Annotated in this window: 15 protein-coding genes and 1 pseudogene; 15 read left to right on the top strand and 1 reads right to left on the bottom strand. The window is 69.5% G+C overall.

All coding sequences use genetic code 11. The features are described from left to right. The 14 genes and pseudogenes from GORHZ_RS12500 to holA form a co-directional block, all read left to right on the top strand. A partial coding sequence (locus GORHZ_RS12500) for a fatty acid kinase subunit FakA-related protein (RefSeq protein ID WP_006333466.1) occupies positions 1–958 on the top strand: 958 nt, incomplete at its 5' end. Between the two features lie 8 nt (positions 959–966). Next, positions 967–3,206: pseudogene (gene recG / locus GORHZ_RS12495) on the top strand (ATP-dependent DNA helicase RecG). 70 nt (positions 3,207–3,276) lie between these two features. Beyond that, positions 3,277–3,924: an HNH endonuclease family protein gene (locus tag GORHZ_RS12490; protein WP_006333463.1), complete on the top strand. Its 648-nt coding sequence runs from the start codon at positions 3,277–3,279 to the stop codon at positions 3,922–3,924. Between the two features lie 109 nt (positions 3,925–4,033). Continuing rightward, complete coding sequence (locus tag GORHZ_RS12485) at positions 4,034–5,308, top strand: glutamate-5-semialdehyde dehydrogenase (RefSeq protein ID WP_006333462.1); 1,275 nt, start codon at positions 4,034–4,036, stop codon at positions 5,306–5,308. Next, the gene (locus tag GORHZ_RS12480; protein WP_006333461.1) at positions 5,308–6,210 is read left to right on the top strand and encodes an AAA family ATPase; all 903 of its coding nucleotides are present in this window, start codon (positions 5,308–5,310) and stop codon (positions 6,208–6,210) included. Before GORHZ_RS12485 ends, GORHZ_RS12480 begins: the two co-directional genes overlap by 1 nt. Further along, a complete protein-coding gene (locus GORHZ_RS12475; RefSeq protein ID WP_006333460.1) occupies positions 6,210–7,652 on the top strand; it encodes a vWA domain-containing protein in 1,443 nt (480 codons plus the stop codon). The genes GORHZ_RS12480 and GORHZ_RS12475 overlap by 1 nt, the downstream gene beginning before the upstream one ends. Before the next feature lie 44 nt (positions 7,653–7,696). After that, positions 7,697–8,401 carry a nicotinate-nucleotide adenylyltransferase gene (gene nadD / locus GORHZ_RS12470; RefSeq protein WP_040531648.1) on the top strand — a complete coding sequence of 235 codons (705 nt, stop codon included), beginning with the start codon at positions 7,697–7,699 and terminating at the stop codon, positions 8,399–8,401. Positions 8,402–8,453: 52 nt separating this feature from the next. Then, complete coding sequence (rsfS, locus tag GORHZ_RS12465; RefSeq protein ID WP_006333458.1) at positions 8,454–8,816, top strand: ribosome silencing factor; 363 nt, start codon at positions 8,454–8,456, stop codon at positions 8,814–8,816. Then, positions 8,813–9,526: a histidine phosphatase family protein gene (locus tag GORHZ_RS12460; protein WP_006333457.1), complete on the top strand. Its 714-nt coding sequence runs from the start codon at positions 8,813–8,815 to the stop codon at positions 9,524–9,526. The genes rsfS and GORHZ_RS12460 overlap by 4 nt, the downstream gene beginning before the upstream one ends. Then, positions 9,523–10,284, top strand: coding sequence for a diglucosylglycerate octanoyltransferase (gene octT, locus GORHZ_RS12455; protein WP_006333455.1), 762 nt, complete (start codon positions 9,523–9,525; stop codon positions 10,282–10,284). The genes GORHZ_RS12460 and octT overlap by 4 nt, the downstream gene beginning before the upstream one ends. Before the next feature lie 9 nt (positions 10,285–10,293). After that, positions 10,294–11,142, top strand: coding sequence for a DegV family protein (locus tag GORHZ_RS12450; protein WP_006333453.1), 849 nt, complete (start codon positions 10,294–10,296; stop codon positions 11,140–11,142). A gap of 97 nt (positions 11,143–11,239) precedes the next feature. After that, the gene (locus GORHZ_RS12445) at positions 11,240–12,199 is read left to right on the top strand and encodes a ComEA family DNA-binding protein (RefSeq protein WP_006333451.1); all 960 of its coding nucleotides are present in this window, start codon (positions 11,240–11,242) and stop codon (positions 12,197–12,199) included. After that, positions 12,196–13,767 carry a ComEC/Rec2 family competence protein gene (locus tag GORHZ_RS12440; protein WP_006333449.1) on the top strand — a complete coding sequence of 524 codons (1,572 nt, stop codon included), beginning with the start codon at positions 12,196–12,198 and terminating at the stop codon, positions 13,765–13,767. The genes GORHZ_RS12445 and GORHZ_RS12440 overlap by 4 nt, the downstream gene beginning before the upstream one ends. Next, complete coding sequence (gene holA / locus GORHZ_RS12435; RefSeq protein ID WP_006333447.1) at positions 13,751–14,725, top strand: DNA polymerase III subunit delta; 975 nt, start codon at positions 13,751–13,753, stop codon at positions 14,723–14,725. The genes GORHZ_RS12440 and holA overlap by 17 nt, the downstream gene beginning before the upstream one ends. 110 nt (positions 14,726–14,835) lie before the next feature. On the opposite strand, the gene rpsT is transcribed toward holA, so the two are convergent. Further along, on the bottom strand, positions 14,836–15,096 hold the full coding sequence (gene rpsT, locus GORHZ_RS12430) for a 30S ribosomal protein S20 (protein ID WP_006333445.1): 261 nt from the start codon (positions 15,094–15,096) through the stop codon (positions 14,836–14,838). Positions 15,097–15,323: 227 nt separating this feature from the next. On the opposite strand from rpsT, the gene GORHZ_RS12425 reads away from it, so the two are divergent. After that, positions 15,324–16,460 (top strand): hypothetical protein, encoded by a 1,137-nt coding sequence (locus GORHZ_RS12425; protein WP_006333441.1) that lies wholly within the window; start codon positions 15,324–15,326, stop codon positions 16,458–16,460. Positions 16,461–16,508: the final 48 nt, after the last annotated feature.

Here is a 16,508-nt window from a genome sequence, read left to right as displayed (position 1 = left end):
CGACACCTGTGCCGGCAGCAGCGAGATGGACTACGAGGTGATGTACCTGCTCGACGGCACCGCCGGCGCGCAGATCGGGTCGCTGCGCGAGACGTTGAACGCGATCGGCGACGCGGTCGTCATCGTCGGGGACAGTTCCAGCGGTGTGGGCGAGCGCTTCTCGGTCCACGTGCACACCTCCGATCCGGGCCTGGCGGTGGAGGCGGGGACCGTGCGCGGCGCCATCTCCGACATTCGGATCAGCTGCTTCGCTCTCGATGCGATTCGGGCGCAGATGGACACGGCCGAGCCGCCGCCCCGGCACAAACGTGCGGTGGTGGCCGTGGTGACCGGCGAGGGTGCCGCCGAACTGTTCGCGGAGGCAGGTGCGGTCGTGGTGCGCGCCGACGACGGGCTCACCGCGTCGGCACTCGCCGAGGCGATCCGGGCCACCCACAGCGCGCACGTGGTGGTGATGGCCAACGGCAAGCTCTCCTCTCAGGACCTCGTCACCGTGACGGCCGAGACACGGTCGGCGCAACGCTCGATCGTCCTGCTGCCCACATCCTCGATGGTGCAGTGCCTGTCGGCTCTCGCCGTGCACGATCCCGCCGAGCCGCCCGATCCCGACACCTACGCCATGGCGGAGGCCGCCGCGGGCACACGGTGGGGTTCGCTGGTCCGCGCCGGCGTCCGCATGATGACACTCGCCGGCACCTGCGAGGTCGGCGACGTGTTGGGGCTGATCGGTTCCGACGTGCTCGTCGTGGCACCCGACCAGACCGGTGCCGCCACCGCGCTCGTCGATCTGATGCTGGCCACCGGCGGCGAGTTGGTCACGATCATGGCCGGCGGAGCCGTCGACGACGCGGCCCTCGACGCGGTGACCCAGCAGATGCGCCGCAGCTATCCCGGTGTCGAACTCGCCATCTACCGCACCGGGCAATCCGATCAACTCTTGCAGATCGGTGTCGAATAGTGACGCAGATGTCGGATCACCTCGCCGACGTGCTCGGCCCGAAACTCGCGGCGGCACTGGAGTCGATCTCGGTGTCGTCGGTCGGTGAACTGCTGCGCTACGCCCCGCGCCGCTACGTGCGCCAGGGTCAGCTCACCGACGACGAGTTGCCCGCCGACGACGAGTGGATCACCATTGTCGGCCGCATCGCCACGTCGCGAATGATCCAGATGCGCAAGCGCCACGGCCAGTTCCTGAAGGTGTCGGTGACCGACGGCAGCCGAAGCTACGAGGCCAACTTCTTCAACGCCCGCTTCATCCAGCACCGGCTCAAGCCCGGCGCGCGGGTGATGATGGCCGGGAAGGTGAAGACCTTTCAGGGCAAGATCCAGCTGTCCCATCCGGAATGGGCCGTGCTGCCCGACGGTGATCCGGACGTCGACCACGTGGTCGGCTCGGCGATGCTGTCGGAGATGTACGCGACCGAGACCGAGATCGCAGGCGGGGAGGGCGATCTCAGCTGGTTCGACCGATCCATCGTGCCGATCTACCCCGCCACCAAGGAGATCCAGACCTGGGACATCTGGGGGGCCTGCGCCGGGTGATCGCCGCCGTCGACGCCGGCGACGGGGCGCTGCCCGACGCGCTGACCCCCGCCCAGCGCGCCGACCGCGGCCTGATCAGCACCGGCGAGGCGCTACACCGCATCCATATGCCCGACACCGACGACGACATCGACACGGCGCGGGCGCGCCTGAAATTCGACGAGGCCGTGGCCATCCAGACCGTGCTTGCCCAGCGGCGGGTCGCGGGCCGGTCCGAGAGCGCGCCGCCGTGTCCGCACGTCGAGGGTGGTCTCGAGGACCGGCTCCTGCGGCGGCTTCCGTTCACATTGACCGACGGTCAGTCCGAGGTGGTCGCCGAGATCGCCGCCGACCTGGGCGCTGCCACGCCGATGAGTCGTCTGCTGCAGGGCGAGGTGGGTTCGGGCAAAACCCTCGTCTCGCTGCTCGCGATGTTGCGGGTCGTCGACAACGGGCACCAGTGCGCGATCCTCGCGCCCACCGAAGTGCTTGCCGCGCAGCACTATCGGACGATGTGTTCGATGCTCGGCGATCTCGCCCAGGCCGGTGAGCTCGGTGCGGCGGAGGGCGCGACGAAGGTCGCGCTGCTGACCGGGTCGATGAAGACCGCGGGCAAGCGGCAGACGCTGTTGGACGTGGTGACCGGAACCGCGGGCATCGTGGTGGGGACCCACGCGCTGCTGGAGGAGAACGTCAGCTTCTTCGATCTGGGCATGGTCGTCGTCGACGAACAACACCGGTTCGGTGTGGAACAGCGGGACGTGCTGCGGGCCAGGGGAAAAGAAGGCCTGATGCCGCACTTCCTGGTGATGACCGCGACACCGATCCCGCGGACCGTCGCGATGACCGTATTCGGTGACCTGGAGACTTCCACCCTGACCGAGCTGCCCCGCGGTCGGCAGCCGATCTCCACCTCGGTGGTTCCGATGGACAACACCGCGTGGATGGACCGGGCCTGGGCCCGGGCGGCCGAGGAGATCACCGAGGGACGTCAGGTCTATGTGGTCTGCTCGCGGATCGGCGACGAGGCCGACGACAAGAAGTCCCGCGGCGGCGCCGATGACACCGCGCCGAAGACCGTGTCGGTCCTCGAGCAGTACCAGGCGCTGCTGGCCGGACCGCTCGGGGGCTTTCGGATGGAGATGCTGCACGGTCGGATGCCCGCCGACGACAAGAACGCGGTCATGGACGCCTTCGGTCGCGGCGAGATCGACCTGGTGGTGTCGACGACGGTGATCGAGGTCGGTGTCGACGTCCCCAACGCCACGATGATGGTCATCGTCGACGCCGACCGCTTCGGGGTCAGCCAGCTGCACCAGTTGCGTGGACGCGTCGGCCGCGGACGGCATCCGGGATTGTGTCTGCTGATGACCAGGGCGCCGCGGGTGTCACAGGCGATGGAACGGTTGCGGGCGGTCGAGGCGTCCAATGATGGGTTCGAACTCGCCCGGGTCGATCTGGAGCAACGGAGGGAGGGTGATGTCCTCGGATCGTTGCAGTCGGGCGGGACGTCGTCGCTGCGCTTCCTGTCGCTGCTCAACGATGCCGAGGTCATCGCCGATGCGCGCGAGTTCGCCGAACAGGTCGTGGCCGCCGATCTCCCGTTGGCGCAGCACCGTCCGCTCGCGGACCTCGTCGATTCGATCCTGGCGCCGGACAAGGTCGAATACCTGGACAAGTCGTAGCCGGGCCGACGGTGCCCCGGTCCGGTGGCCGGTCCGGTGGTGGCTGACGCTGTCCGGAGTCGTGGCCACCATGGTCGTCGTCGCGGTGGCGACCGTGCCGTCGGCCGCGCCGCCGCAGGACCCGACCATCGCGCCGCGGGCTCGTCAGGCGGCAGACATCCTGCCGGGGATTCCGGTTGTGGCGCAGCGGCCGTCGCGACCGGATTACCGGCGCGCGGCCTTCGGGGCGGCATGGACGGATGCGGTCGCCGTGGCGGGCGGGGCCAACGGGTGCGACACCCGCAACGACATCCTCGCGCGCGACCTCACCGACACGCGGACCGCGGCGGTCGCGTCCTGTCCCCGTGCCGTGACCGCGGGGGAGTTCCGCAGCCCCTACACGGGCGAGTTCGTGGTGTTCCGTCGCGGGGGCCGCGCGGGCTCGGTCCAGATCGATCACATCGTGCCGCTGGCCTTCGCCTGGGACATGGGGGCGTGGGCGTGGACGCCGACGAAGCGGATGGACCTGGCCAACGACCCCGCCAACCTCGTGGCGGTCGACGCGTCGTCGAATCTGGCGAAATCGGATCTGGAACCGGGTCGTTGGATGCCGCCCAACCGTGGCTTCCACTGCCACTACGCGATCCAGTTCGTGGCGGTGGTCGCCACCTACGGTCTCGAACTCGACGACCACTCACGGCAGGTGCTGTCGCGGACGCTGCGACGATGCGCCTCGTGATCCGGGGCCGAGGACGACAGGGCGGTCGCCGGCGGGCGGCATTGGGTCACTCACCACCTGCCCGCTACTCTGGTGGACGACATAATCCGCCGGCGAAGTCGAGGAATCCATGAGTGCACCCACCGCCGAACCGGTGGTGACGACCGACATCGAACAGGTCGTCACCGAGCTGGCGACGGCCGCCAAGGCCGCGTCGCGCGCCCTCGGAGGCCTGACCGCAGCGGTGAAGAACGAGGTCCTGCTCGCCGCGGCCGAGGCGGTCGAGGCGCAGAGCGACGCCATCCTCGCCGCGAACGCCGCCGACATCGCCCGCGCCGAGGACGGCGGGACCGAGGCCAGCCTGATCGACCGGCTGCGGCTCACGCCGCAGCGGGTCACCGGGATCGCCGACGGTCTGCGGCAGGTGGCCGGCCTGCCCGACCCGATCGGTGTCGTGGTGTCCGGCAAGACCCTGCCCAACGGGCTCGAACTGCGTCAGGTGCGAGTACCGCTCGGCGTCGTCGGGATGGTCTACGAGGCACGCCCCAACGTCACCGTCGACGCCTTCGGCATCGCCTTCAAGTCGGGTAACGCGGTGCTGCTGCGCGGCTCGTCGTCGGCGGCGAACTCCAACGCCGAATTGGTGCGCGTGCTGCGAGAGGTGCTGCGCGACAAGGGGATAAACGCCAACGCCGTGTCCCTGCTACCCAGCGAGGACCGGTCCAGCGTGACCGCGCTGATCCGGGCGCGCGGCCTGGTGGACGTGGTGATCCCGCGTGGCGGGGCGGGCCTGATCAACGCCGTCGTCGCCAACGCCACGGTGCCGACGATCGAGACCGGGACCGGCAACTGCCACGTCTACGTGCACGCGCTCGCCGACCTCGACATCGCCACCCGCATCATCCTGAACTCCAAGACCCGCCGGCCCAGCGTCTGCAACACCGCCGAGACCGTGCTCATCGACAAGGCGATCGCCGCCGACGCCATGCCGAAGATCACGGCTGCCCTGCAGGCCCAGGGGGTCGTCATCCACGGCGACGAACCCGGCATGGAACCGGCGACCGAGGTGGACTGGGCCGAGGAATATCTGTCGCTGGACATCGCGATGAAGGTCGTTGATGACCTCGACGCCGCCGTCGCACACATCGACACCTACGGCACCGGCCACACCGAGGCCATCGTCACCACCGACCTCGCGGCGGCCCGGGAGTTCACCTCGCGCGTGGATGCGGCCGCGGTGATGGTGAACGCGTCGACCGCTTTCACCGACGGTGAGCAGTTCGGTTTCGGCGCCGAGATCGGCATCTCGACGCAGAAGCTGCACGCGCGCGGTCCGATGGGTCTGCCCGAACTGACCTCGACCAAGTGGATCGTCTGGGGCGACGGCCACATCCGGCCGGCGTGATGACGGGCCCGACGACCGTACCCGCGTTCGGCGACGTCCCCGATGTCATCGCGCGGCTGACCACCACCGGCTACCTCGCAGACGAGGCGACCGCGACGTCGACCTTCCTCGCCGATCGGCTGGGCAAGCCGCTGCTCGTCGAGGGACCGGCCGGTGTCGGCAAAACCGAACTGGCCCGGGCGATCTCGAAGGCCACCGATGCCGAACTGATCCGCCTGCAGTGCTATGAGGGTATCGACGAGGCGCGCGCCCTCTACGAGTGGAACCACGCCAAGCAGATCCTGCACATCCAGGCGACCGGCACGCGGGCCTGGGACGAGGCGAAGAGCGACATCTTCTCCGAGGAGTTCCTGCTGCCCCGGCCGCTTCTCAAGGCGATCTCCCGGCCGGAGCCGACGGTGCTGCTGATCGACGAGGTCGACAAGGCCGATGTCGACATGGAGGGGCTGCTGCTCGAAGTGCTCAGCGACTTCGCGGTCACCATCCCGGAGATGGGCACCGTGGCCGCGACCCGTCGCCCGGTGGTGATCCTCACCTCCAACGCGACCCGCGATCTGTCGGAGGCCCTCAAGCGGCGCTGCCTCTACCTCTACATCGACTTCCCCGACGCGGCCCGTGAGCGGGAGATCCTGGCGTCGCGGGTGCCGGGGCTGTCCGACGCGCTCGCCGCCGAACTCGTGCGGGTCATCGGGGTGCTGCGGACTCTCGACATCCGCAAGAAGCCGTCGGTGGCCGAGACGATCGACTGGGCGAACACGCTGCTGGCCCTCGGGGCCGGCGATTCCGGTGACGGCGCCGGGCGTGCCACACTCGACGACGGTCTCATCGCGCGGACGCTGGGTGTGGTGCTCAAACACCGCCCCGACCTCAAGACCGCCCTCAAAGAACTCAAGCTGGGCTGATGCCGACCGGGTCGTCGGGCGGTGCGGCCGTCGACGAGGTGCCACTCATCGGACATCTCACCGGCTTCGTCGACGAGCTGCGGGCCCGCGGCATCGTCGTCGGCCCGTCGTCGCTGATCGACGCCGCGCAGGCCATGGAGGTCCTCGACCTCCTCGACCGGCGGAGTCTGCGGGAGGGTCTGGCCGCGACACTGATCAGCGACCAGATGCACCGCAGGGTCTTCGACGTCGTCTTCGACCTGTGGTTCCCGCTCGGCACCGGGGCCCGCACGGCCGTGACCGCATTGCCGCGCACCCCCGACGGTGAGATCGACATCGACGAGGTCCGGGAGATGGCGGCGACGATGCTGGCCGACGACGAGGCAGCGGCCGACGGACGCCTCGATGCGCTCATCGCGCTCATCGTCGATCAGCTCGGCCGCTACGAGTCGACACGCGGTGAGGCGTTCTCGGCCTATCAGGCGCTTTCGCAGGTCAACCCGCAGACCCTGATCGCCAAGATCGCGGCCGCGATGGCCGGTGGCGACACCGACGACGGCGGTCTCGGTGACCGGCCGGGCACCGAACCCCTCTATCGGCGCGCGGCCCGCGCCCGCGCCGCGGATCTGCGCGCGGCGATCGAGGCGGAGACGCAGCGGCGGATGGCCGGCGCCAAGGGACGCGAACGTGTCGCCGACTACGCGGTGCCCCTGCTGCCCGAGGACATCAACTTCCTGACTGCCGGGGCGAGTGAACTCGCCGAGATCCGGCGCACCATCGAACCGCTGGCCCGGCTACTCGCGGCCAAGCTGGAGATCCGTCGCCGCCGTGCCCATCGCGGCGCGGTCGACGTGCGGCAGACCCTGCGCGCGTCGATGTCTACCGGCGGGGTGCCGATCGAACTCAGCCACCGCAAGCCGCGTCCGGGCCGTCCCGAACTGACCATCATCTGCGACGTCTCCGGATCGGTCGCGGGCTTCTCGCAGTTCACCCTGCGGCTGGTCTACGCTCTGCGTCAACAGTTTTCGAAGGTGCGCGTGTTCGCGTTCGTGGATACGGTCGACGAGGTGACCGACTACTTCGACCGCGGCGCCGACGACGAGGACTTCGGCGCGAGCATGCACCGGATGATCACCACCGCCAAGATCAGCACACGCGACGGTCACTCCGACTACGGCAACATGCTCGTGGGATTCGTGGACGAGTATGGCGATTCGCTGACCCACCGCGGCGCACTGCTGATCCTCGGCGACGCCCGGACGAACTACCACGATCCGCGGCTCGGTGCGTTGCGCGAACTCACCGATCGGGCCCGCCACGCGTACTGGCTCAACCCGGAGGCGCGTCGCAACTGGGGGACCGGTGACTCGGCGGCCACCGAGTACGCGGAGATCATCGAGATGTTCGAGTGCCGCAACGCGACCCAGCTCGGCCGCGCGATCGCCGATCTCCTCCCGGTGTGACCGTCGCCGGGAACCTCGTGGTCGAACGCGTAAACTGTCAGCTCATGTCCATCGAGCGGCCGTCGTCCCCGCCACATCGCGCACGACGTATCGGTGTCATGGGCGGTACGTTCGACCCGATCCACAACGGTCATCTCGTCGCCGCGAGCGAGGTCGCGCACCGCTTCTCCCTCGACGAGGTCATCTTCGTGCCGACCGGTCGTCCCTGGCAGAAGCTCGGAGATCACGAGGCCCCGGATGCCGGACACGGCGCCCGGGACGTCAGCCCGGCCGAGGACCGCTACCTCATGACGGTCATCGCCACCGCGTCCAATCCGCGGTTCTCGGTGAGCCGGGTCGACATCGACCGCGAGGGCGACACCTACACCGTGGACACGCTGCGAGACCTGCGCACGATCCACCCCACCGCAGACCTCTACTTCATCACCGGCGCCGATGCGCTGGACTCGATCCTGTCGTGGCAGGACTGGGAGGAACTCTTCGGGCTCGCCAACTTCGTCGGCGTCAGCCGACCCGGCTACGAACTGCACGCCAAACACCTCGCCACGCATCTCGAGGCCTTGCCGCCGAATACGCTGCAGATGCTCGAGATCCCGGCGTTGGCCATCTCGTCCACGGAATGCCGTGTGCGTGCCGCCCGCGGGCGCCCGGTCTGGTATCTGGTGCCCGACGGTGTCGTGCAGTACATCGCGAAGCGGAAGCTCTACCGCGCGCCGAAGGCGTCCTCGCCCGGGGTCTCGGCACCGTGACCGATACCGCCGATGCACTCGATCGCACCCGCAACCGAATGGAAGGACCCCTGTGACTGCCTCAGCCGAAGCGCTGGAGATGGCTGCGGTGGCGGCGCGCGCCGCCACCGACAAACTCGCCCACGACGTCACGGTCATCGACGTCTCCGAGCAGCTCGTCATCACCGACCTGTTCGTCATCGCGTCGGCCGACAACGAGCGGCAGGTGAATTCCATCGTCGACGAGGTCGAGGACAAACTGCGCGAGGCCGGCTACAAGCCGGTGCGTCGGGAGGGTACCCGCGAGGGACGCTGGGCCCTGCTCGACTACGTCGAGATCGTGGTGCACGTCCTGCACTCGGACGAACGCGAGTACTACGCGCTCGAACGGCTCTGGAAGGACTGCCCGATCGTCGAGGTGGAGGGCATCGCATGACCGGCGGACCCGATACCCATGACACCGCGGTGGAACGGCTGACCCCGGTGGTGCGTCGGCTGATCCTGCTACGCCACGGGCAGACCGAGTACAACGCGACCAGCCGGATGCAGGGCCAGCTCGACACCGACCTGTCCGCCCTCGGGGTTCGCCAGGCCGAGGCCGCAGCCGGTGCGCTGGCCGAACGCGCCCCGATGCTGATCATGTCGTCGGACCTGCGCCGCGCCTTCGACACCGCCGGCGCGCTCGCGGCGAAGACCGGCCTCACCGTGACGACCGACATCCGGCTGCGCGAAACCCACCTCGGTGACTGGCAGGGCAAGACCCACCTCGAGGTGGACGCGGAGATGCCGGGCGCGCGACGCACCTGGCGCGACGACGCGAGCTGGCGGCCCCCCAACGGCGAGAGCCGCATCGATGTCGCACACCGTTCGGTGCCGTTGGTCGACGAACTCGTCGCCGCTCTGGCCGACTGGGGGATCGGCGAACGGCCGGAGGCGCCGGTGGTGCTCGTCGCGCACGGTGGGGTCATCGCTGCGATGACCGCGGCGTTGCTGGCCCTGCCGGAATCGGCATGGCCGGTCTTCGGCGGGCTGGCGAACACGAGCTGGGTGCAACTGTCCGGACACAGCCTGGCGGGCCAGCCGCCGCGGTGGCGGCTCGACGTCTGGAACGCGTCGGCCGAAAGCGCCGACGCCGCCGTGCAGTGACCACCCTGCTGGTGCTGTCGGACTCGCTGGCCTACTACGGTCCGGGCGGGGGGCTGCCCGCCGACGATCCGCGCATCTGGCCGAATCTCGTCGGCCGCGACAGTGGATGCGATGTCAAGCTGTTCGGCCGGATCGGCTGGACGAGCCGCGACGTCTGGTGGGCGCTGACCCAGGACCCGAACATCTGGGCGACGATTCCCGACGTCGGCCTCGTCGTGCTGGCCTTCGGGGGAATGGACAGTCTGCCGTCCCCGCTGCCGACCGCGCTGCGCGAGCAGATCCGCTATCTGCGACCGAACCGGCTGCGCCAGGTGGTTCGCGACGGCTACCAGTGGCTGCAACCGCGGCTGTCGCCGCTGGGCTGGCCGACGGCCCTGCCGCCGCGGGTGACCGTCGAATACCTGGAGAAGATCCGCGACGCACTGACCGCGCTGAGACCGGATCTGCCGATCGTGGTGTGCCTGCCACCCACCCACCGCAGCCCCTACTACGGTCACGTCCACAGTGGGCGCATCCCGACCACTACGGCGATGGCGGGCTGGGCACACGCACGGGGGCTGCCCGTCGTCGATTTCTACCCGGTCACCCGCGACGCCTTCGCCGGTGGCGACGAGATGAATCCGGACGGCATCCACTGGGGATTCGGGTGTCACCGCGGCATCGCCGACACGGTGACGCCGGCCGTACGCGCGCTCCTCGACGCCCGGGGCGTCGCGGTGGCCGATGCGCCGGTCTCCGACGCGGGGCCGACCGGCTAACGTAGACGCGTGCCCGTCGTCGTCGTCACCGACTCGTCCTCCCGTCTACCCGACTCGGTCGCCGACCAGTACGGGATTCGGCGCGTTCCGTTGCATCTCGAACTCGACGGCACGGACTACCGCGACGGTGTCGACGACATCCCCGCCGACATCATCTCGTCGCCGGGAGTGACCACCTCCGGCGCCAATCCGCACGAACTCGCCCTCGCCTACGAGGAAGCGCTGGCGGCCAGCGACGGCGACGGCGTGGTGGCCGTGCACATGTCGCGTCGCCTGTCGGGGACCTGGGGGGCCGGACGGCTCGCGGCCGAGCGGTTCCACGGGCAGGTCCGCATCGTCGACTCGCGCTCGGTGGGCCTGGCCGTCGGTTTCGTCGCCGTCGGCGCCGCCCAGACGGCGGCGGCGGGAGCCGATCGCGACCGGGTCTACGAGGCCGCCATCCGGCAGGCGTCCACCGTCGACTCGATGCTGTGCGTGCAACAACTCGACAATCTGCGACAGAGCGGCCGGATCAGCGCGGCCAGCAAGATGCTCGGCTCGGCGTTGTCGATCAAACCGATCCTGCACATGGTCGACGGGATCCTCACGCTGAAGGAACGGCACCGCACCTTCTCCAAGGCGCTCGACAAGATGGTCGATGCCGTGGTCGAGTCGGCAGACGGACGGCCCGTGATCCTCGGGGTCCAGCACAGCGACTGTCCCGACGTCGCAGCCGATCTCGCCGAGCAGCTGAGAAACAGGATTCCCGACGTGATCACGGAGATGATCGTCGATCTCGGGCCCATCCTCGGGTGCCACGTCGGGCCGGGAGCCGTCGGCGTGGCGATCGCGACGCAGCTCGATCCCTTCGAGGTCTGAGACGCAGTCCATCCACAATCGCGCGAATCATCCACAGATTCGGCGGTTGACACCACGACACCGGATCGTCGGGGCGGATCGGCCATAGTGTCGGCGCATGAGCACAGCAGCGTCCCGCCCGCCCCGCCGACGCAGCGCGCTGGATCGGCTCTCGACACCGGCTCCCGACGTCGACACCGGCGCCCCGGGGTCCGTCGACCCGACACCGGATCCGCCGGCCTCCTCGGCGTGGCCCGACGGCGGTTGGGGGTTCGCGCGCCCGCCGGCATGGCTGGAACCCCTTGGGCCCGAGGATCGTCCGTCGTCCGATGCTGCCGACGGAGACGAGTTCGGTGCGAGCGACGACGAGGAGACCTCACCCCGACGTCTTTTCGCGATCGCCCCACCCGCCGCGATCGCGTTGATCCTGGTCGGGGTCCTGGCCTGTGCCGTGGCGGGATTCGCGCTCCTGCGGGGCGGGTCGGAACCACCTGTCTCGGTGGCGTTCCCTGCATCGCCCGGCCCGACCACCCACGCCGGTACGGCGCCACCGTCACCGTCGCCGCAGACCAGTGCGCCGCCGGACGACCTGGTCGTCAGTGTCGTGGGTCTGGTCCACCGCCCCGGGCTGATCCACCTGCCCCCGGACGCGCGGGTCGCCGATGCCATCGATCGTGCCGGTGGTGCCCGCAAGAACGCGGATCTGTTGTCGCTCAATCTCGCTCAGCGGCTGCGCGACGGTGATCAGATCCTGGTCGGATACACCGGCGGCGGTGGTCGACTCGCATTGCGCAGTGCGGTGGTCGGTGCGTCGGCCGGTGCGGGTGATGTGTCGTCGGGGACCGGTGCATCCGCGCCGACGACCTCGGGGGGTCCGGCGCCCGCCGCCACGGTCGATCTCAACACGGCGACCGAAGATCAACTCGACGCGCTACCGGGCGTCGGGCCCGTGACGGCGCGCGCGATCATCGCCTGGCGTGAGACCCATGGTCGGTTCGACTCCGTCGAGCAACTCGCGGAGGTCGACGGCATCGGTCCGGCGCGACTGGCCAAATTGCGTGAATTGGTCACGGTGTGAGGCCACACTCGATCCGCGCGACTCTGCTGCCGTCGGGCGACTACCGACTCGTGGTGCCGGCGGCGGTCGTCTGGATGATGACCGTCGTCGGGCTGCTGGCACCCGACGCACCGTTGCGGGCTCTTGCCGCTATCGCCGCGACCTGCTGTGGCGCAAGCATTTTCGCGATCTGGCGCCGATGGGTGCGGTGGCCGCGGATCTGGGTCACCGTGGTGGTCGCCGGGCTGGCCGCGATGACCCTGACAGCTCTGGTCCTGCGCATCGACGCCCGCGATCGGCACCCGCTGTCGCACACCGACGGCAAGGTGCGTGTGACCGCAACGATCCGCGATGACCCGGTGGGCCTCGGCCCGGCCGGGAGCGAACGGGTGCGGGTGCCTGTCGCGGTCGACGGTCTGGCCGGCCGGCCGGTGCCGCCGACGTCCGCAGAGCTCACCGGTGCTGCCGACGCGTGGGTCGACCTGCTTCCCGGACAACGTGTCTCGGTGCTCGTGAGAGTGGGTGTACCCCGGGGACCGGGTCTCGATGCGGCACGCTTGACGGCGGTGACGGGGCCGCGGCTGCTCGGCCGGCCCCCGCCGCACCAGCGGGCCGCCGGTCGGGTTCGGCACCGACTGCAGGTCCTGGCCGCACGCGCGCTCGGGCCCGAGGCCGCCGGGCTGCTCCCCGGTCTGGTCCTCGGCGACACCGGTGCCCTCGATCAGCGGGTGCGTGACGACTTCCGGGCTGCGGGCCTCACCCACCTGATCGCGGTGTCGGGCAGCAACTTCGCGATCGTCACCGGCGCCGCGGTGCTGGCAGTGCGGATGCTCGGTGCGTCACCGCGGCTGACGGCGGTGGTCGGATTGGCGATCGTCGTCGGTTTCGTGATTCTGGTGCGACCGTCCCCGAGTGTGCTGCGAGCCGCGATGATGGGCACGGTCGGTCTGCTGGCGCTCGCGGGTTCGCGGCGCGCGCAGGCATTGCCGGCATTGGGTGCGGCGACCATGGTGGGCCTTCTGTGGTGGCCGGAACTCGCGATCGCCCCGGGGTTCGTGCTGTCGGTGCTGGCCACCGGAGGCCTCGTCCTGTGGTCGGCGGCACTGCGCGATTGGCTGCGTGATCGCCGGGTTCCCCGCGGGCTGGCCGAGCTCGTCGCAATGTCGCTGGCGGCGCAGTTGGTGACGGCCCCGATGATCGCCTCGCTGAACGGGCAGTTCAGCGTCGTCGCGGTTGTCGCCAACATCGTCGTCACACCCGTGGTGGGGATTATCGGGATCGTGGGTACCGCGGCCGCCGTCATCGGCGCCGTGGGAGGCACCGATCAGATCGCCGCAGCGGTCGCCGACCTGATGATCCGCGCCCTCGGACCCGAGCTGTGGTGGATGATCGCCTGCGCCCGTGTGCTCGGCCGACAGTCGTGGGCGACGGTGCAGGTTCCGGCCGGCATCGTCGGCGCGGTCATGGTGGCCGCGGGCATCCTGGCAGTGGTCTCCTCGACCCTCGTCGCGATCGATCGGCGAGAACGACGGCTGCATGCGGCTCGGGTCGGTGTCGGGCCGGTCTGGCACCATGGTCGCCGTGAGTGAACGCCTGCACCTGCTGCTCGGGGCCGACGACTTCCTGACCGGGCGGGTCATCGCCGCGGTCGTCGCCGAGCGGTCCGCGGCCACCGGCGAAGACGTGCCGGTCACGCGGGTACGGGCCGGCGACGTCACCGAACACGAACTCGCCGAGTTGCTCAGCCCGTCGCTGTTCGCAGAGGACCGCGTCGTGGTCGTCGAGGCGGCGGCCGACGCGGGAAAGGCGCCCGCGGCGCTGATCGCGGAGGCGGCGCGGCAGCTGCCCGACGGCATCACCCTGATGGTCGTGCACACCGGTGGGGGCCGGGCGAAGTCGATGGTGCCCGCGCTGAAGAAGGCCGGCGCGGTCGAACACGACTGCGCAACACCGAGATGGCCCTCGGAGCGGATGGATTTCGTCCGCCATGAGTTCCGCTCGCTCGGGGTGCGCGTCGGCAACGACGTCGTCGAGAAGGTGGTCGAAGGGGTCGGTTCGGAACTGCGTGAGCTCGCGGCCGCCTGCAGCCAGCTGGTCGCCGATACCGACGGCGCGATCACCGTCGACGCGGTGCGCCTCTACTATCAGGGCCGGCCGGAGATCACCGGGTTCGAGGTCGCGGACAAGGCGGTGACCGGTGACAGATCCGGCGCGCTGGAATCGCTCGCCTGGGCCGAGCATCACGGCGTGCCCCGCGTGCTGCTGGCCGACGCCCTGGCCGAGGCGGTACACGCCATCGCCCGCGTCCGGGCGCTGGGATCGGTCGATCAGTACTCGGCCGCGTCGGAACTTGGCATGCCGCCCACGCGGGTGAAGAAGGTGCAGGGGCAGGCGAGGGCCTGGGATTCGGCGTCGATCGCGGCGGCGATCGTCGTGGTCGCGCAACTCAACGGCGATGTCAAGGGCCAGGCCGCCGACGCCGACTTCAGTCTCGAACACGCCGTGGCGACGGTGGCGGACCTGCGGCCGACCCGTGAACGCGGATAGATGACGGCACGCGAATCACCCCGGTGACCGCGTGGATGCCACCGGGGTGATTCGTGAGGTCGGTGCCGGACGTCGGAATCGGACGCCGGGCCGAGATCAGAGCGTGTCGATCAGAGCTTGTTGACGGCGAGAGCCATGGCCGACTTCTTGTTGGCGGCCTGGTTGGCATGGATGACGCCCTTGCTCGCGGCCTTGTCCAGCTTGCGGCCGGCAGCCCGGGCGAGCTCGGTGGCCTTGTCCTTGTCGCCGGCGTCGACGGCCTCGCGGAAGTGGCGGATGGCGGTACGCAGCGACGACTTCGCCGACTGGTTGCGGAGGCGACGATCCTCGTTGGTCCGGATGCGCTTGATCTGCGACTTGATGTTTGCCACGCGTGTATCCCTCTGTAGATCCTGGTCGTGCTTGTTCGTTCGGTCTGTAGATCTCGGTAGGCGGCGACGGTGTCGCGCCTGAGCAGTTCGTATGGTCGTGATCGGGCGATCCGACCTACGCTGCGACAGCGGTCAACGTTACCAGTCGGTGTTGACACGACCCAAATCGCGACGTCACCGGGAGGTGCCGACGCCCCGGAGGGCCATGTCCTAGGCTCGAGAACACCATGTCTGTCGTCTTTGTGCATATCGGCCTGCCCAAAACCGGGACCACCCACCTGCAGAACCGGCTCTGGCGCAATCGGGATCTCGCGCTCAACTCATCCGGCCTGCTCTACCCGGGTAATGCTCACTCCGATCATTTCCACGCTGCCGTCCACCTGCAGCCGGAGCGCTATCTCGACTGGGTCGACCCGGCCTTCGCGCGGACGTGGCCGACCATGCTGGCACAGATGAGGGCGTGGCCCCAGCAGTCGCTGCTGTCGCATGAACTCTTCAGCACCGCGACGCCCGAGCACATCGCCACATTGATGTCGGACCTCTCCTTCGCCGACGAGGTGCATGTCATCGCCACGGTCCGTGACCTCGCACGGCAGCTGCCGTCGGCGTGGCAGGAGAACGTGAAGAATCAGCGCCGCGCGACCTTCGACGAGTTCGTCGCGTCGGTACGGGCGTTCGCCGACGCAGCCGAGACCACCGGGAAGACCCTCCCGACCGAGGAGGAGCCGTTCTGGGAGTTCCAGGACCATGTCCGGATCCTCGGCAACTGGGCGAAAGCGGTCGGCCCGGACCGGGTGCATGTGGTGACCGTGCCGCGGGGGCGTGCGGTGCCCGGCGACACGTTGTGGGACCGATTCCTGGCCACCCTCGACGTGGACCCCGGGCCACTGACCCTCACGGTGCCCAACATGAACACCTCGCTGTCGGCGGCCCAGGCGGAGTTCCTCCGACGGCTCAACCATCGGCTGCAGCCCTCCGACATCGAATGGCGCCGCTATGACCGGGTGGTCAAGCAACAGGTGATCAGGGAGATCCTCTTCGAGGCGCCCGTCGGGCGGCCCCAGGGCCTGTCGGCCGTACAGCGTGAGTGGGCGGCCGACAAGGCCGACGAGATGATCGCCGCGATCCGCACGGCCGGCTATCGGGTGTCCGGGGATCTCGACGACCTCACGGTCGCGCGCTCGGCCGACGACGACGCGACACCGCCGTCGGAGGCGGACATCCTGGCCGTGGCGCTCGACACCATGGCCGAGATGGTCAAGGCGGCGCCGATGCCGGAGGTGGGTGCCCGGTGGCAGACACGGGCCAAGAACGTGGTGCGACGCGTCCAGCGACGTGCGTTGGGTCTGCGCCGATCACTGTGACCCAGACGTGTCCAACCGTCATGCCGAATCCCGGTTTTTGTAGCACCA

Source organism: Gordonia rhizosphera NBRC 16068 (genome assembly GCF_000298195.1).
Taxonomy (GTDB): domain Bacteria; phylum Actinomycetota; class Actinomycetes; order Mycobacteriales; family Mycobacteriaceae; genus Gordonia; species Gordonia rhizosphera.
Note: the sequence above shows the minus strand (reverse complement) of the source record. Positions and strands in the feature narration are given on the sequence as shown.